Annotated in this window: 15 protein-coding genes; 3 read left to right on the forward strand and 12 right to left on the reverse strand. The window is 45.3% G+C overall.

Going from position 1 to position 15,838, the window contains the following annotated elements; all coding sequences use genetic code 11:
* Positions 1 to 219: 219 nt before the first annotated feature.
* Both L9Q39_RS09215 and L9Q39_RS09220 read left to right on the forward strand, forming a co-directional pair.
* Positions 220 to 1,689 (forward strand): sodium-dependent transporter, encoded by a 1,470-nt coding sequence (locus L9Q39_RS09215; protein WP_237484792.1) that lies wholly within the window; start codon positions 220 to 222, stop codon positions 1,687 to 1,689.
* A 2-nt stretch (positions 1,690 to 1,691) separates the two neighbouring features.
* Complete coding sequence (locus L9Q39_RS09220; RefSeq protein ID WP_237484793.1) at positions 1,692 to 1,784, forward strand: MetS family NSS transporter small subunit; 93 nt, start codon at positions 1,692 to 1,694, stop codon at positions 1,782 to 1,784.
* A gap of 61 nt (positions 1,785 to 1,845) precedes the next feature.
* On the opposite strand, the gene L9Q39_RS09225 is transcribed toward L9Q39_RS09220, so the two are convergent.
* Positions 1,846 to 2,358: a hypothetical protein gene (locus L9Q39_RS09225; RefSeq protein WP_237484794.1), complete on the reverse strand. Its 513-nt coding sequence runs from the start codon at positions 2,356 to 2,358 to the stop codon at positions 1,846 to 1,848.
* Positions 2,359 to 2,548: 190 nt separating this feature from the next.
* Positions 2,549 to 4,051, reverse strand: coding sequence for a PTS glucose transporter subunit IIBC (gene ptsG, locus L9Q39_RS09230; RefSeq protein WP_237484795.1), 1,503 nt, complete (start codon positions 4,049 to 4,051; stop codon positions 2,549 to 2,551).
* A gap of 725 nt (positions 4,052 to 4,776) precedes the next feature.
* Here ptsG and L9Q39_RS09235 point away from each other — a divergent pair.
* Positions 4,777 to 6,720, forward strand: coding sequence for a glycoside hydrolase family 19 protein (locus L9Q39_RS09235; protein ID WP_237484796.1), 1,944 nt, complete (start codon positions 4,777 to 4,779; stop codon positions 6,718 to 6,720).
* A gap of 300 nt (positions 6,721 to 7,020) precedes the next feature.
* On the opposite strand, the gene L9Q39_RS09240 is transcribed toward L9Q39_RS09235, so the two are convergent.
* The 10 genes from L9Q39_RS09240 to L9Q39_RS09285 all read right to left on the reverse strand — a co-directional run bounded on the left by L9Q39_RS09240 (position 7,021) and on the right by L9Q39_RS09285 (position 15,837).
* Positions 7,021 to 7,791: a TatD family hydrolase gene (locus tag L9Q39_RS09240; protein WP_237484797.1), complete on the reverse strand. Its 771-nt coding sequence runs from the start codon at positions 7,789 to 7,791 to the stop codon at positions 7,021 to 7,023.
* A 57-nt stretch (positions 7,792 to 7,848) separates the two neighbouring features.
* Positions 7,849 to 8,820, reverse strand: a complete 972-nt coding sequence (gene holB, locus L9Q39_RS09245) for a DNA polymerase III subunit delta' (RefSeq protein WP_237484798.1) — start codon at positions 8,818 to 8,820, stop codon at positions 7,849 to 7,851.
* Positions 8,813 to 9,454, reverse strand: a complete 642-nt coding sequence (tmk, locus tag L9Q39_RS09250) for a dTMP kinase (RefSeq protein ID WP_237484799.1) — start codon at positions 9,452 to 9,454, stop codon at positions 8,813 to 8,815. Before tmk ends, holB begins: the two co-directional genes overlap by 8 nt.
* Positions 9,451 to 10,467, reverse strand: a complete 1,017-nt coding sequence (gene mltG / locus L9Q39_RS09255) for an endolytic transglycosylase MltG (RefSeq protein WP_237484800.1) — start codon at positions 10,465 to 10,467, stop codon at positions 9,451 to 9,453. The genes tmk and mltG overlap by 4 nt, the downstream gene beginning before the upstream one ends.
* Complete coding sequence (pabC, locus tag L9Q39_RS09260) at positions 10,461 to 11,267, reverse strand: aminodeoxychorismate lyase (protein ID WP_237484801.1); 807 nt, start codon at positions 11,265 to 11,267, stop codon at positions 10,461 to 10,463. The genes mltG and pabC overlap by 7 nt, the downstream gene beginning before the upstream one ends.
* Positions 11,268 to 11,386: 119 nt before the next feature.
* On the reverse strand, positions 11,387 to 12,628 hold the full coding sequence (gene fabF / locus L9Q39_RS09265; RefSeq protein ID WP_237484802.1) for a beta-ketoacyl-ACP synthase II: 1,242 nt from the start codon (positions 12,626 to 12,628) through the stop codon (positions 11,387 to 11,389).
* Between the two features lie 94 nt (positions 12,629 to 12,722).
* Positions 12,723 to 12,956 (reverse strand): acyl carrier protein, encoded by a 234-nt coding sequence (gene acpP / locus L9Q39_RS09270; protein WP_004406112.1) that lies wholly within the window; start codon positions 12,954 to 12,956, stop codon positions 12,723 to 12,725.
* Between the two features lie 163 nt (positions 12,957 to 13,119).
* The gene (fabG, locus tag L9Q39_RS09275) at positions 13,120 to 13,854 is read right to left on the reverse strand and encodes a 3-oxoacyl-ACP reductase FabG (RefSeq protein ID WP_237484803.1); all 735 of its coding nucleotides are present in this window, start codon (positions 13,852 to 13,854) and stop codon (positions 13,120 to 13,122) included.
* 13 nt (positions 13,855 to 13,867) lie between these two features.
* Positions 13,868 to 14,791, reverse strand: a complete 924-nt coding sequence (gene fabD, locus L9Q39_RS09280) for an ACP S-malonyltransferase (protein WP_237484804.1) — start codon at positions 14,789 to 14,791, stop codon at positions 13,868 to 13,870.
* Between the two features lie 95 nt (positions 14,792 to 14,886).
* Entirely contained in the window at positions 14,887 to 15,837 is a 951-nt protein-coding gene (locus L9Q39_RS09285; RefSeq protein WP_237484805.1) for a beta-ketoacyl-ACP synthase III, read from the reverse strand.
* Position 15,838 lies beyond the last annotated feature (1 nt).

The following is a 15,838-nucleotide window of genomic DNA, read 5'->3' on the forward strand; positions in this document are numbered from 1 at the left end:
GATTCAATTTATGCAAACCAACATGAAATTTATTAGACTTAACAACTAAATTATCCGCAAAACAAGAAATAAAACTCCGCATAATTGGCATTTACACAAATAAACATTTAAGTGTAGGGAACATACCCTCAAAAAAGCCAAACAGTGTTTTGTTTCAATACCAAATTGTTTTGCGATACTCCATAAGTCTGTCACAGATATGTTATAAAGGAGTTAACAATGAAACGAGAGCAGTGGGGATCCCGTGCTGGATTCATCCTTGCCGCAGTAGGTTCTGCGATTGGATTAGGTAATATTTGGCGCTTCCCATATATGGCCTACGAAAACGGTGGCGGTGCTTTCTTTATCCCTTACCTTTTTGCCATGATTACCGCTGGTATTCCATTTATGATCCTAGAGTTCAGCATGGGTCAAAAATATCGTGGTTCTGCACCTAGAACATTAGCAAAAATCAATTCCAAATTTGAGTGGCTTGGCTGGTTCCAAGTGGGTATTGCTGCCGTTATTGCCGTCTACTATGTGGCGGTTATTGGTTGGGCTATCTCCTACTTCGGCATGTCGTTTACCCAAAGTTGGGGAGCGGATACTAACGCTTTCTTCTTCGGTGAATACCTGAAGCTTGGTGATAACTCACCAACGAAATTAGGTTCTATCCAATGGAATATTGCTGCAACTATGGTGATTGCATGGGGTATAACCTTTGCAGCGATTGCCGGAGGCGTAAAAGCAGGTATTGAGCGTGCTGCAAAAATCATGATGCCAGTTCTATTTATCATGGTTGTGCTTCTAATCGGACGTATGATTTTCCTACCGGGTGCGCTAGATGGTGTGAACTATATGTTTGAACCTGACTTTAGCAAAATCTGGGATGTGAAAGTATGGGCTGCGGCTTACGGTCAGATCTTCTTTACCCTGAGTATCGGTTTTGCCATCATGCTGGCCTATTCAAGCTACTTACCAGAGAAATCAGACATCACCAACAACGCGTTTATGACTGTGTTGATCAACTGTGGTTTCTCTATCCTAGCGGGTATCATGATCTTCTCTGTTCTTGGCTATATGGCTCAGGAACAAGGCAAGCCATTAACGGAAGTGGTTTCTGCGGGCGTTGGTCTAGCATTTGTAACGCTACCAGCCGCGATTAACCTGTTACCTGCACCGTATATCCTTGGTCCACTATTCTTCTTCGCATTAGTGATTGCTGGTCTTAGCTCGCATATCTCTATCATGGAAGCCGTGACCTCTGCCGTGATCGATAAGCTTAAATGGCGCAGAAACAAAGCCGCTACCATCATCTGTGGCTCTGGTTTGGTTATCTCGCTCGCCTTTGCAACGAACGGCGGTCTACTGCTGCTCGATCTTGTTGACCACTTTGCTAACAACATCGGTATCGTCACCAGCTGCTTTATCGAAATCATCCTAATGGCATGGTTAGTGAAAATTGCTGATGTTCGTGAGTACGTCAATAAAATTTCTGACTTTAGCATCGGTGTTTGGTTTGATATCAGCCTACGCTTTATCACACCGGTTATTCTAGCGATTATTGTTGCAACCAAGTTCTACGCTCTATTTACTGAGGGCTATGGCGGCTACGCACAATCTGAGTTAATGCTTCTAGGCTGGGGTCTAATGGCTCTACTTGTCGTGGTCGGTGTGATCATTAACTTCACTAGCAAAAAGGAACAGTAATTATGACTGCAAGCGCAATTTTTATGATGGTGTTAGGTCTAGGTATTACCTGGGGCGGTGCAATTTACTGTATCCGTAAAGCGATGAACAAGTAAGTCATCGTCACACTGAAATTTGCAAAAAAGCCAGCGTTTGACGCTGGCTTTATTTATGCAGCTAAAACCGATATCGAACACCAAACCCTGCATTAATGCCAAGCTCTGCGCTATTATCAGCAAACATGATGTTAGGGGACAGTTGAGCATAGCTGTCCCATCGACGGGCAAAAGGAAGCTCCACGCCCAGAGTGACACGGGGACCCACCTCTTCAAACTTGTAAATCTGACCACCAGCACCAATAAACCAATTAAACGGCACATCTGAACCAAAGCGACCTCGATCGAAAATATAGTCCACTGCCAAGCCATCATTACCTGCTGCGACATTCACCTTACGGTTAAATTGCGCCACGACACTTAACCCTTGATCCAACCCCATTCCCAATTTGAAATCAGAGAGACTCGAGCTTGAACTGCGACTTGGCTGCCTTTGACTCTCACTAGGCGCTTTACTCTCAGTAGACGTTGGTTCAGTAACAATGTGCCAATCCTCATTTCCTTGGGCTTGTGCCCCATGAAATGAACTGGCAATAGAGGTGATCGTGACAAGAGTCAATGCTAAAGGACGCATAAGATAAACTAGCCTATTGATTAAGTGTGAACGATTTATAAATGAAGCGTTGGCAGTTTAAATAATGAGGAAAGCGACTTGTCATCGCTGTGCAAGGGGGAAGCAAGAAACAGGCTATAACCGTCCAATCAATAAGCATAAAAAAAGGGAAGCTGATGCTTCCCTTGATAACTGATACTAACGCTTGGAATTAGTGGCTACGAATCCACTCATCCATTTCAGTTTTTAGGTTGTCAGATTTGGTACCAAAGATAGCTTGAACGCCACCTGATACAACAACGACACCCGCCGCACCTAATTTCTTAAGTTTATCTTGGTCAACCGCATCGGTATTCTCAACCGAAATACGCAGACGAGTAATACATGCGTCTAGGTTAGTAATGTTTTCTTTACCACCGAAGGCTGCAACAAGTTCACCTGCCAACTCAGAACCAGACGCCACTGCCGCAACTTCATCTTCAGTTTCATCTTCACGACCCGGTGTTTTCAGATCAAGCGCTGCGATCACTGTGCGGAATACGAAGTAGTAAATAGCGGCGTAGACAAGACCGACACCAATCATCAGACCCAGTTTCTGAGCATTACCAGAAAGCACGATGAAGTCGATTAAACCGTGCGAGAATGAAGTACCGTGTACGAAACCAAGCATGTTAGCAACAACGTATGCAGAACCCGCTAGTAGTGCGTGGATTGCATAAAGTAAAGGTGCAACGAATAGGAACGAGAATTCGATTGGCTCTGTAATACCTGTCAAGAATGACGTTAGTGCTGCAGAAGCCATGATGCCCATTACTTTAGCGCGGTTTTCTGGTTTAGCGCTGTGAGCAATCGCAATTGCCGCCGCTGGAAGACCGAACATCTTGAACATATAGCCACCTGCCAATTGACCGAAGTAGCTCATCTCAACAGTACGAGACGCTTGGTCAGCAGATAGGTAACAAGTCAGAATACCGTTTAACTGATCGCCATCGGTGTTAACACAAGAACCGGCTTCGAAGAAGAAAGGTACGTTCCAGATGTGGTGCAAGCCGAATGGAATAAGAGCACGTTCGATAACACCGTAAATACCAAATGCTAGCTCAGGGTTTTGAGTCGCCGCCCAGTGTGAGAATACGCTGATTGCCGAGCCAACTGGTGGCCAGATAACAGACAGTACTAGACCAAGTGCAATTGCTGAAAAACCAGTAATAATTGGCACCGCGCGTTTGCCCGCAAAGAAGCCGAGATAGTCTGGTAGTTGAATCTTGAAGAAACGGTTAAATGCCCAAGCTGCAATACCACCAACAAGGATACCCCCAAGTACACCTGTTTCGTATTTGTCTTCAATCGCTTTGATTGCATCGGCATCAAAAAGCTCACCTGCTGCCAACGCGGCTTCTCGAGCAGAGTCAACTTCAAGTCCTGCGATTACAGAAAGCGTTGCTGCCATAATACCGTAGCCAACAATAGCAGCAAGACCCGCTACACCGTCGTTATTCGTAAAGCCAAGTGCTACACCAACTGCAAAAAGTAGCGCCATCTGACCAAAGACAGAACCACCCGCCTGTTCCATCAAGTTAGATACCACATCTGGAATGAAGCCCAAATCCGCGGCACCTACCCCAAGTAGAATACCAGCAACCGGAAGTACGGATACTGGCAGCATCAGCGCCTTACCGACTTTTTGCAGGTTGCCAAAAAGGTTTTTAAACATATGTATGCTCCTAATAAAATTTTTTTATATATGGGCTCTAACGGCACACCCCCGCAGCCTAAATGTTAGCACCCATTGAAAATGTAACCATGAAAGTTAAGGTATTTCCGTGGCTAAATATAACGTTAGCTTAGGAACTCTCGCTACTGTGTAACGCTCTTTAGTTACAAAAGTAAGCTTCGGTCACAATCACCCTGATACTAATTAGCACCACAAGTAGATTCTAACTTATTGATAAATAAACGTTAGATGATTATTTCGAAGCTCATAAGAATATAAAGATATCGAACGCAAGTTATTTCACGTAACGAAATAACTTATTATGAGGGAGGCTGCATAAACCTGAGGTGACTTTATAAATAGTCAGCTCGCAGACTGATTCCATGACAACAAAACACTCTTACTACTCATCGCTCGACAATAATCGCACTAGCGTCCTGTGGAATCATAGATGCTCACATTAGAACACAAGATAGTTCCTACAGTGGATTGAGAATTTTCTCTGAGATGTGCATATATAATCCATCTGTTAAAAAAACAAACACCTCAGAGCTCGGAGTAAATAGGGAATTCTATCTCAAATAACAAGTACTCTAACGATTACATTTGTTGTTTTTTAGACTCTAAAGAACCATCGAGCATGAGACATCATAATAAGTGCTGTTCTGCACTTGCCAATATTTAAGTCACCTAACTATATAGATAAGCTCACTATGAAAATCGATATGTTCAATTTAAATAAATTGTGTTTTGTATTTATTTCTGCAGGCATACTTTCGGGTTGTGGTAGCGACGATAGCAACACAATCTCTCGAACTGCACAAACCGCACCGACTATCCCTGTCACGATTCAAGCCGGATATCTGCTTCAAGCTGATCAAGCTCGTTACCAGTATATGACGGATGAAGACGAGCTGTGGGGGCACATGTCTGAGGAATATCAAGCGCGTATTACGACATACAATAATATTGCTCTTCAATATCCAAAGGCGGAAGACACTGCATATCCAGGTTTTATAGGCATCGCCGAGTATGAACCAGGCACAATTTATGATCAATCAGCAACACAAATCAGGTATACCGATGGTACTCGTTATGGCGTATTTTCTAACAAATGGTGGACTCAAGGCGATACTCCAGATTTCGATAACCAATCCGGTCCTTGGAACCTCATTGTTCAAACGGACAAAGATGGCAACTATCTGCCCGAAAGTGAAGTCGTAAGCGATTGGCAAGCAACAGGAGTTTACAATGGTGGGGAAAAAGTAAAACACACCATTAATGGCGTCGTGCATTGGTTTGAGGCGAAATATTGGACTAGCAATAACGAACCTATATTGACCAAAGAAAGTGGAGGCACCGCTGAGTCTTGGGAAACGCCATGGCTAAAAGTTGAAGCACCGAATGACGACAGCTTAGTCACGCCAAATCCAGAAGATGATTTGAATAAGCCACCAGTCTGTGAAGAAGGCAATTGTAATGGCATAGAGGAGCCAACGATTCCACCAGTGATCCCTGAACCTGAAACACCAGACCCAGAGAAGCCTGAGGTTACTCCTACTCCACCACCAACGCCCGACTTGAGCGATGATGGACTGCCACAAGATGGTTATGCATTCTTGCGTGAGCTAACAACCGAACAATGGGATTGGTTGTTCCCGATGCGCTCTGGTCGTTATAACCTAGCCGGTGGCACTCGCAATGCGCCTCCGTTCGCAAAAGAAGATGGCTCTACCGATGTTTTCACGCTAAGTGCATTTAAAAATGCGGTAGTGGAGTACAACTCTTGGGCGGCGACTAAAGGTTATAAACAGTTCCTAAATGAGGGGACTAAATCACAGCAAGCCCTTGAATTTACGTCATTTTGGGCAAAATCTTCTCGCGAGACATCAGGATCCTGGGATAATGCCCCAGCACCTTGGATTATAAAAGACGATGAAGGTAATGCTGTTTGGAAAGGCGCATTGTACTGGGTTGAAGAAGTAGGCTATACCACTGATGACAATGGCGTGAGTACTGCCATCAACTATGTGGATGCCGCATCAGCTTATACACCAATAGAAGGTCGTTCATACTATGGTCGTGGTATCATCCAATTATCTTGGAACTACAATTACGGTGCATTTAGTGAATGGCTTTTTGTTAATGGCATGATGACCGATCTCATTACTGAGCGTGCTACATTATTAAAACGACCTGACTATGTGGCAACAAATGGCGAATTATCCATCCTTTCTGGAATATGGTTCTGGATGACACCACAAGGTGCGAAACCATCATCGCATGATGTAATATACGGCAACATGACTCATATATCCGAGTTCAGTCAAGATCAAGGTCTGCCTCAACGCAACGATAGTGGTCAGATCCCAACGGCTGTAGGTGAGTCATATGATCAAAGTGTTATTGCGTATCGACTTGGTACGGTAACCAATATTGTCAATGGTGGTCTAGAGTGTAACAAAGCAGCTGCATGGCATCCTGGACCGGTTCAACGCGTTGCGTACTTTAACGCTTATGCAAAATACATGAATGCATCGGTTAACGGCATAGATATCCCTATCATAAATGATGGGATAAACGTGTGGTCAACTAAAGTGTCTGACAGCAGTCCAGAGAACCTAAAAATGGCGAGCTGTTACTCACAAAAGAGCTATTACGGTTGGTAATGGATCCTATGCTTGTATTTCTTGATGTCTTTGAACTGAAATAACACGCTTAATAAAAAAATGGGGACAACTTGTCCCCATTTCAGTCTGCAAGCTTGAGCAAATTAAAGTATACAAGCTACAAACGAAATCGACATGAAGCAATAACGAGCGCAATAACAGCAAAGCAACCTCTGCACTTCATCGCTCAAACGCAAAAGTGATCCTGCCAACTATCTAATCTTTATAAGATATTTTCATCTAGAGGCTAGGTCTGTGGGTTCACTCACTACTACAAAGGTTCAACTCAAGATACAAGTTTCATCGCGACATAAACAACTTATTAAAGTTAGCCGTTGTCGCTGTCGCCACTTCTTTTAACGATATCCCTTTGAGCTGCGCAATATAGGCTGCGACTTCAACCACATAGGCTGGCTGATTCTCTTTGCCTCTATGGGGAACTGGCGCTAAGTAAGGTGAGTCCGTTTCTATCAAGAGTCGCTCTAAAGGCAGTTGCTTAACCACCTGTTTCAACTCCGTCGCCTGTCTAAAAGTGACAATGCCTGAGATTGAAATATAAAATCCCAGCGCCATTGCCGCCTGAGCAAAAGCCAGATCCTCTGTAAAACAATGGATCACGCCACCACATTTTTCAGCACCGCCCTGTTTCAATATCTCTAATGTATCTTCACGGGCATTGCGAGTATGGATAATCAGTGGCTTATTCAATTCAACCGCCACAGCGACTTGTTGGCGAAAACGCTCTTTCTGAAGCTCTGCCGTCTCTGGCTGATAGTGATAATCAAGTCCGGTTTCACCAATCGCAACAACGCGTTGGTTTGCTGCGTACTGTTTAAATAACTCAAGACTAAAGCGACTTTCCACATCCAACGGATGAACACCACATGAAGCAACCACCTCAGGAAAAGGAGCGATGATTTCCATCATATTTGGAAACGCATCTAAGGTAACCCCTACCGAAAGTAGCTGTTCGACGTTGGCCGCCTTGGCGTTGCTAATAACCTCTTCAATCCCAGTATGTAGGGATTGGTAATCTAATTTATCAAGGTGACAGTGTGAATCTACAAACATAATGATGACTTTCTAAAACGATGTGTCGGGTGATACCCAAGTATGGTGTGAGTGCGGTTAACGATCAAACTTATATAACCAGCCGCATATCAGCAACTCGCTGTTCAAACCTGGATGCTTGAGTAACTGCTCGCGCAACTGAGCGATAGCACTGGTTTGCTGATAAAGCAGCTCATAACTAAAACGACTCGCAAGCGGTTCACTTTCCGGTAATACATTGCGCTGCTGACTCTCTTTCAGCGCAAGCCTTTGTGCTTGATAAAGCAGTACCCAAAGCCAACCCAAAACCACCTCCACTGGACGCTCAATTTTGTTGATCACTTGCCATACTGCTTGAGCATCAATGCAGCCTTGCTCAACAAACTGGTTCAATGCTTGGCATAGTTGAGCAAAGTCGCGATCAAAGCCTTTTTCAGCAAACTCAAGGGTGGTCATCGGCTCAAAGTTGCACAAATACCCTGACGATAGCGAAACCTCTCGCCCTAATTGTTGATTAACCCACTGTATGCAATCCGCGTGTTTCGGCACAGTAATACTCCAGACCTCGCAGCGACTACGAATAGTGGGCAACAGTGTCTTAACCGATGGCGCACAGAGGATAAATAGGCAGTGGTTTGCTGGCTCTTCTAAAGTTTTAAGCAGCGCATTGGAAGCGGCGACTGTTAATGTGTCCGCATGGCTAATCACGATCACACGATATTGACCAAACTGAGAAGACTCCAGCGCCCACTGATTCGCTTGACGAATTTGTTCAACCGAAAGCTGCGTTTTGTCTTTATCCGGCACTAAAAAATGCACATCGGGATGAGATTGAGATTGAATCAGTCCACAGCTATGGCAAAAACCGCACGGCTCGGAAGCATCGTTCTGACACATTAATCCAGCAATGTAGCGGGCAATTAAGGTCTCAGGTGCAACGCCAGCAACCGCTTGGAACAGCATTGCTCCGGGAACGCGATCCTGCTTTAAATTCGCTTCTAACTTTTGCCATATTGGCTCAAGCCATGGAGCTAGCCCGTGACTAATCATCGCTATGACCATTAAACCAAGTTTGCAAAGCCTGTCGAATCGAGGCTTGCACTGCTTCAATATCTTGACCTGCGTTGACAACAGCAACGCTGCTATCGCCTTGCGCTAGCTCAAGATAGCGACGACGGGTGCGCTCAAAAAAGCCAATGTCCATCTTTTCGATTCTATCGAGTTCACCACGCCCTCTTGCGCGCTGCAAACCTAAGGTCGGATCGATGTCCAAATAGAGGGTAAAGTCGGGCTTAAAATCCGCCAAAGCAATCTGCTTAAGCGACATCATAACGTCAGCATCAATCTGACGTCCGCCCCCCTGATATGCTTGAGAAGACATATCGTGTCGGTCACCAATAACCCATGTACCTTTCGCCAAAGCCGGTTTAATCACGGTTTCAACCAATTGAATACGTGCCGCGTACATAAGAAGCAGCTCGGTTCTGTCTTGTAAAGGTTCACCATCGTGCTCTTCCTTTACAAGGGCACGCATCTTTTCTGCGAGCACGGTACCACCCGGTTCGCGGGTATTTAGCACATCATCGACGCCTAGGCGTGCGAGTTCATTCAGTACCGTATTAATTGCGGTACTCTTGCCTGCACCCTCTAGCCCTTCGATAACGATAAATTTTGCTTTGCTCATTTTCTGCTTCTTAAGTGTCTTAAATACTGTTGAACTGCGCGATTGTGATCACGTAAGTTTTTAGAGAACACGTGACCACCGGTTCCACTGGCAACAAAGTAAAGATATTGGCTATCTTCTGGATTCACCGCGGCTTTGATTGACGCTTCGCCTGGCATGGCAATCGGCGTCGGCGGCAAGCCATTAATCACATAGGTATTATAAGGCGTCGCTTCACGGAGATCTTTTTTGCGAATGTTTCCATCATAGCGATCCCCCATACCATAAATCACCGTCGGATCCGTTTGCAATCTCATTCGCTTGTTGAGTCGATTGACAAACACGGAGGCGACACGCTCGCGCTCTAACTCGACCGAGGTCTCTTTTTCAATAATTGACGCCAAAATCAACGCCTCATAAGCATTATCTAACGGCAAGTTGTCTTGTCGTTGCTGCCAATTTGTCTCGAGTATTGAATTAAGTTTAGTGTGGGCACGCTTTAAGATCTCAATATCTGAATCGCCCACCGAATAATGGTAAGTTTCCGCTAAAAACAGCCCTTCGAGCTGGTCATAATCAATCCCCAGCGTTTGTGCAATCTCGGCTTCACTCATCGCCTCGGTGCGATGCTCCAAGTATTTGGCACGAGCAAACTGCTCACGCCATTCCTTAAAGGTAGAGCCTTCAATAAAAGTAATTGCGAGTTGATACTCTTTGCCGGTAATAAGATGATTCAGTGCCTCGGTTAAGTTCATCGTCGGCGTCAATTCAAACGTCCCGACTTTCAAACGCGTTAGCTCTGGATGAAAGCGTCGTATCAGATTGGTGAACTCGATAGGGTCAATCCAGCCGTTTTGGCTAAATCGGTTCAACATAGTATTTAAGTTGGTACCACGCTCAACGGTGACGAGTTCATTTTGCTCTAGCTTAAGGGGCTGTTGTAGATAGGTTTCGACACTATTCTTAACATAAACATAGCCCCCTGCGGCGGCTGCCAACACCAGCAACAATAAAATAAATAACTTCTTTAGCACTGACCTAATGTCTCCTGCAATCGACGGCTAAAATCGCCGATATTAAAACATATGTCGGTGATCGCAACCACTGGCGCGACACCTAAAATTGAATTTGTCATAAAGACTTCCTCCGCATCGAAAAGCGTCTCGATCGGCACATACACGGTTTTCGTTGGTATTCCCCACTGCTCGGTCAACTCAAGGACGCGTTGGCGCATAACACCCTCAACCCCACTCTGAGATAAATTGGGCGTATAAAGCGTGCCATCTTTAAGCCAAAACACATTCGCCATACTGGTTTCGATAACGTGACCATTGAGATCAAGCACCACGCCATCGACATAGCCTTTTTGTTCAAGCTCATGCTTAATCAAAACCTGTTCAAGTCGATTGTTATGTTTAATGCCAGAAAGCAAAGGATTGAGCCCAAGTCTGGTTTCGCAAAGGGCAAGCGAAACACCCTGCAACTGAAGTGCTTGGTAATGGGACGGGTAAGCAAAAGTACTCAAGGTCACTAATGTGTCACCTTCGAGATCGGGACTGTAACCTCTGCCGCCCTCGCCTCGACTCAAGTGAATTTTAATACCGCCATGTTGGTATGACTGCGCTAATTTCATTAACTGGCGTTCTGTTAATTGCCAATCAATAGGCTTGAGCTTTAGGCGCTCGATAGCCCGCAGCATGCGCTGTTTATGCAGTGACCAGAAAACGGGTTGTCCTTGCTCTACCCGTATCGTGGTAAAACACCCATCTCCATACTGAAAGCTTCTATCCGTGACAGATACCTGCTCAATCACTACATTATTGCGCCAATACATGCTTTATCCCTTAAAAACAAACGGCTCAATGCTAAGCATCAAGCCGTGTGATTACAAGTGACTTTCCACACAATCCGCTCACTCCTTTATTTCAATGAGTAGCGCGAGTGGAGAGTAGGTTAAATCTTTTTGAAGATTAACGAACCGTTAGTACCACCAAAGCCAAACGAGTTACACAGTGCGTATTCCATATCCACTTTACGCGCAGTATGTGGAACAAGGTCAACGTCACATTCAGGATCTGGGTTATCAAGGTTGATGGTTGGTGGAACAATCTGATCAACCAGTGACATCACCGTGATAATAGCTTCAGCAGAACCCGCAGCACCTAATAGATGCCCAGTCATTGATTTGGTTGATGACACCAAAACTTGTTTAGCACCTGCTTCACCAAGGGCACGCTTGATACCTTTGATTTCCGCTACATCGCCTGCAGGCGTTGACGTACCATGTGCATTAACATAACCGATCTGTTCACCCGTTACGCCAGCGTCACGCATTGCGGCTTCCATGGCTAATGCACCACCTGAGCCGTCTGCACTTGGCGACGTCATATGGTAAGCATCGCCACTCATACCAAAGCCAACAAGCTCGGCATAGATCTTAGCGCCACGTGCTTTTGCATGTTCGTACTCTTCTAGCACCATCATGCCTGCACCATCGCCTAAAACGAACCCATCACGATCAACATCCCATGGGCGAGACGCTTTTTGTGGCTCGTCGTTACGAGTAGACAGTGCCTTAGCAGAACCAAAGCCCGCCATACCAAGTGGCGTTGACGCTTTCTCAGAACCACCCGCAATCATAGCATCCGCATCACCGTAAGCGATCATACGCGCAGCGTGACCAATATTGTGAAGACCTGTAGTACATGCTGTTGAAATAGCGATGTTAGGACCGCGTGCGCCACTCATAATTGAAAGCTGACCCGCTACCATGTTTACGATAGTAGATGGGACAAAAAACGGACTTACGCGGCGAGGACCTCTGTCGACTAATGCTTGATGACCCGCTTCGATAAGATCTAGACCGCCGATACCAGAACCAATAGCAACACCAATGCGGTGCTGGTTTTCTGTATTGATTTCTAGACCAGAGTTTTTGATAGCATGCATACCTGCAACGATGCCGTATTGGATAAATAGATCCATTTTCTTGGCATCTTTTTTAGAGATGTATTCACTGCCATCAAAATCTTTTACTAGACCCGCAAAGCGAGTTGAAAATTCTGTTGTATCAAAGTGCTCGATATTAACGATACCACTTTTACCCTCTAAGAGAGCTTTCCATGATGACTCTACGGTGTTGCCTACCGGCGACAACATACCCATGCCAGTGACAACAACACGACGCTTGGACACGATCTTATTCTCCGGAATATTGTGATTCTATTTGAAAGGTATAGAAGACGTTTAAATAAAACACAGGCGGCCAGAAGGCCGCCTGGGAGAGAGATTACTGAGCGCTATTTACGTAGTCGATAGCAGCTTGAACAGTAGTGATTTTCTCAGCTTCTTCATCAGGAATCTCAGTGTCGAATTCCTCTTCTAGAGCCATAACTAGCTCAACAGTATCTAGAGAATCAGCACCTAGGTCATCAACAAATGAAGCTTCGTTTTTAACTTCAGCTTCGTCTACACCTAGCTGTTCAACAATGATTTTCTTTACGCGTTCTTCGATGTTGCTCATTTTTCTTTTCCTTTACAGATTTCGCTCAAATGCGATGTTTCCGTAGTTTATTAGAACTAGTGAAAGTTGCAAGGGGGTCCTTGCTGGTCAAACCACAATTTTAGCGAATTTAACCGAAATTCAGTACATTTTTGACTTAAATCATGCACAAATGTTGCGCAGATTAAACCATATACATACCGCCATTTACGTGCAATGTTTCCCCTGTGATATATGCAGCATCTGGCGATGCAAGAAATGCAACAGCAGAAGCTATTTCACGAGGGTCACCCAAACGACCAGCAGGTACTTGCGCTAGTGTAGCAGCTCGTTGCTCATCATTCAGTGCTTTTGTCATGTCCGTTTCAATAAAACCTGGTGCTACCGTGTTAACGGTTACGCCGCGAGAAGCTACTTCACGAGCCATCGACTTAGTAAAACCGATGACACCAGCTTTAGCTGCGGCATAATTAGTTTGACCGGCATTGCCCATCGTACCAACCACAGAACCCACATTGATAATACGTCCTTGACGTTTTTTCATCATCCCACGCAATACCGCTTTAGACAAACGGAAAATCGACGTTAAGTTGGTGTCCATAATATCGGTCCACTCATCGTCTTTCATGCGCATTAGCAGATTATCGCGTGTGATGCCGGCATTATTAACTAAAATGTCGATCGCGCCAAATTCTTCATTAATTTGTTTCAATACTGACTCGATCGAGTCGGTATCAGTGACGTTCAGTGCCAAACCTTTGCCATTCGCACCAAGATAGCCACTAATTGCCGCCGCGCCGTTTTCTGACGTTGCTGTCCCGATAACCGTCGCGCCACGTTCAACTAAAATCTCAGCGATAGAACGACCAATACCACGACTTGCACCGGTAACCAGAGCAATTTTGCCTTCTAGGTTCATCGTTAACTTCCTTTTATTTTACTGCTTCCAGCGAAGCGACATCGTTCACTGGTGCAGCTGTTAGTGTTTTAACAATACGTTTTGTTAAACCAGTCAAAACTTTACCTGGTCCTAGCTCTAGTAACTTCTCGACACCTTGAGCATGCATAGACTCAACAGCTTCAGTCCAGCGTACCGGACTGTATAGTTGACGAACCAAAGCCGCTTTAATATTTTTTGGATCGGTTTCGGCAACCACATCAACATTGTTGATCACAGGTATTGCTGGCGTATTAAATTCAAGATTTTCTAGTGCTTGTGCTAATTTGTCCGCGGCTGGCTTCATCAGCGCGCAGTGTGATGGCACAGAAACAGGAAGCGGTAGTGCACGCTTAGCGCCTGCTTCTTTACAAAGAGCACCTGCTCTTTCAACCGCATCCTTGTTACCAGCGATAACCACTTGACCCGGTGAGTTGAAGTTAACCGGTGAAACCACTTCACCTTGCGCCGCGTCTTCACAAGCTTTAGCAATCGCGTCATCATCCAAACCAATAATCGCATACATAGCACCAACGCCTGCAGGAACCGCTTCTTGCATTAATTGACCACGCAGTTCAACCAGTTTGATCGCTTGCTTAAAATCAATAACGCCAGCACAAACTAATGCTGAATACTCACCCAGACTATGGCCCGCGACCACTTTTGGTTGCTCAAGACCTTGCTCTTGCCATACACGCCAAATGGCAACTGATGATGCAAGCAATGCAGGTTGAGTTTTGTCTGTTTGGTTTAGTGACTCCGCTGGACCCTCTTGAACCAATGCCCAAAGATCATAACCGAGCGCTTCAGAAGCTTCGGCAAAGGTCTCTTTGACCACGTCAAATTGCTGACTTAGTTCGGCAAGCATGCCGACAGTTTGTGAACCCTGACCTGGGAACACTATTGCAAAATTACTCATCGTTATTTCCTTTAAACAACGCTATTAATTCCTAAGATAGCGTAATTGATCGCTATGGATAATTAACGCTATCGTAACTTGAAGCCCAATGAAGGTTAGAAGCGAACGAGCGCAGAACCCCAAGTGAATCCGCCACCAAAGGCTTCAAGCAATAAATTTTGTCCACGTTTAATACGTCCATCTCGTACAGCTTCATCAAGCGCAGTCGGTACGGTTGCCGCAGAAGTGTTGCCGTGTCTATCAAGCGTCACAACCACTTGGTCCATTGACATGCCAAGCTTTTTCGCTGTCGCAGCGATGATGCGGTAGTTCGCTTGGTGAGGAACGAGCCAGTCCAGTTCTGATTTATCCATGCCATTGGCGGATAGCGTGTCTTTTACCAGCTTAGCCAGTTGAGTCACCGCTACCTTAAACACTTCATTGCCTGACATATTTAGCCACTTATCAAGCTCACCGCCACGAACTGGCATTTCAAGGCTCAGTAGGTCACCGAAACGACCATCTGCGTATAAATGCGTTGAAATGATTCCTGGTTCTTCGCTTGCACCAATCACAACAGCGCCCGCTGCATCACCGAATAGAATAATGGTTGAACGATCAATCTCATCAACCGTCTTTGATAACGCATCGGCACCAATAACCAGTACATTTTTGCACATACCTGAACGGATATGTTGGTCGGCAACAGACAGCGCGTAAACAAAGCCTGTGCAAGCCGCTGCGAGATCAAAGGCAGGGCAGCCCTTGATTCCTAATTTATTTTGAACTTGGCAGGCAGAAGACGGAAATGCGTGGCTACTACTTGTCGTCGCAACGATGATCATATCGATATCGTTTTTATCAATACCCGCCATCTCGATGGCTTTTAGTGACGCTTCGTAGCCCATATCGGCGACCGTTTCATCTTCCGCAGAAATTCGACGCTCTTTAATACCGGTACGCGTGACAATCCATTCATCGGAAGTGTCGACCATTTTTTCGAGATCTGCGTTTGTGCGTACTTGTGATGGCAGATAGCTGCCTGTACCTAAAATTTTGCTATACATG

The sequence above is a fragment of the Vibrio hippocampi genome, from assembly GCF_921292975.1.
Lineage (GTDB): Bacteria > Pseudomonadota > Gammaproteobacteria > Enterobacterales > Vibrionaceae > Vibrio > Vibrio hippocampi.

Bases quoted from the DNA above. Each gene is read 5' to 3' on its own strand.
- L9Q39_RS09215 (WP_237484792.1), top strand. From the start codon at position 220: ATGAAACGAGAGCAGTGGGGATCCCGTGCTGGATTCATCCTTGCCGCA.
- L9Q39_RS09220 (WP_237484793.1), top strand. From the start codon at position 1,692: ATGACTGCAAGCGCAATTTTTATGATGGTGTTAGGTCTAGGTATTACC.
- L9Q39_RS09225 (WP_237484794.1), bottom strand. From the start codon at position 2,358: ATGCGTCCTTTAGCATTGACTCTTGTCACGATCACCTCTATTGCCAGT.
- ptsG (WP_237484795.1), bottom strand. From the start codon at position 4,051: ATGTTTAAAAACCTTTTTGGCAACCTGCAAAAAGTCGGTAAGGCGCTG.
- L9Q39_RS09235 (WP_237484796.1), top strand. From the start codon at position 4,777: ATGTTCAATTTAAATAAATTGTGTTTTGTATTTATTTCTGCAGGCATA.
- L9Q39_RS09240 (WP_237484797.1), bottom strand. From the start codon at position 7,791: ATGTTTGTAGATTCACACTGTCACCTTGATAAATTAGATTACCAATCC.
- holB (WP_237484798.1), bottom strand. From the start codon at position 8,820: ATGATTAGTCACGGGCTAGCTCCATGGCTTGAGCCAATATGGCAAAAG.
- tmk (WP_237484799.1), bottom strand. From the start codon at position 9,454: ATGAGCAAAGCAAAATTTATCGTTATCGAAGGGCTAGAGGGTGCAGGC.
- pabC (WP_237484801.1), bottom strand. From the start codon at position 11,267: ATGTATTGGCGCAATAATGTAGTGATTGAGCAGGTATCTGTCACGGAT.
- acpP (WP_004406112.1), bottom strand. From the start codon at position 12,956: ATGAGCAACATCGAAGAACGCGTAAAGAAAATCATTGTTGAACAGCTA.
- fabG (WP_237484803.1), bottom strand. From the start codon at position 13,854: ATGAACCTAGAAGGCAAAATTGCTCTGGTTACCGGTGCAAGTCGTGGT.
- fabD (WP_237484804.1), bottom strand. From the start codon at position 14,791: ATGAGTAATTTTGCAATAGTGTTCCCAGGTCAGGGTTCACAAACTGTC.
- L9Q39_RS09285 (WP_237484805.1), bottom strand. From the start codon at position 15,837: ATGTATAGCAAAATTTTAGGTACAGGCAGCTATCTGCCATCACAAGTA.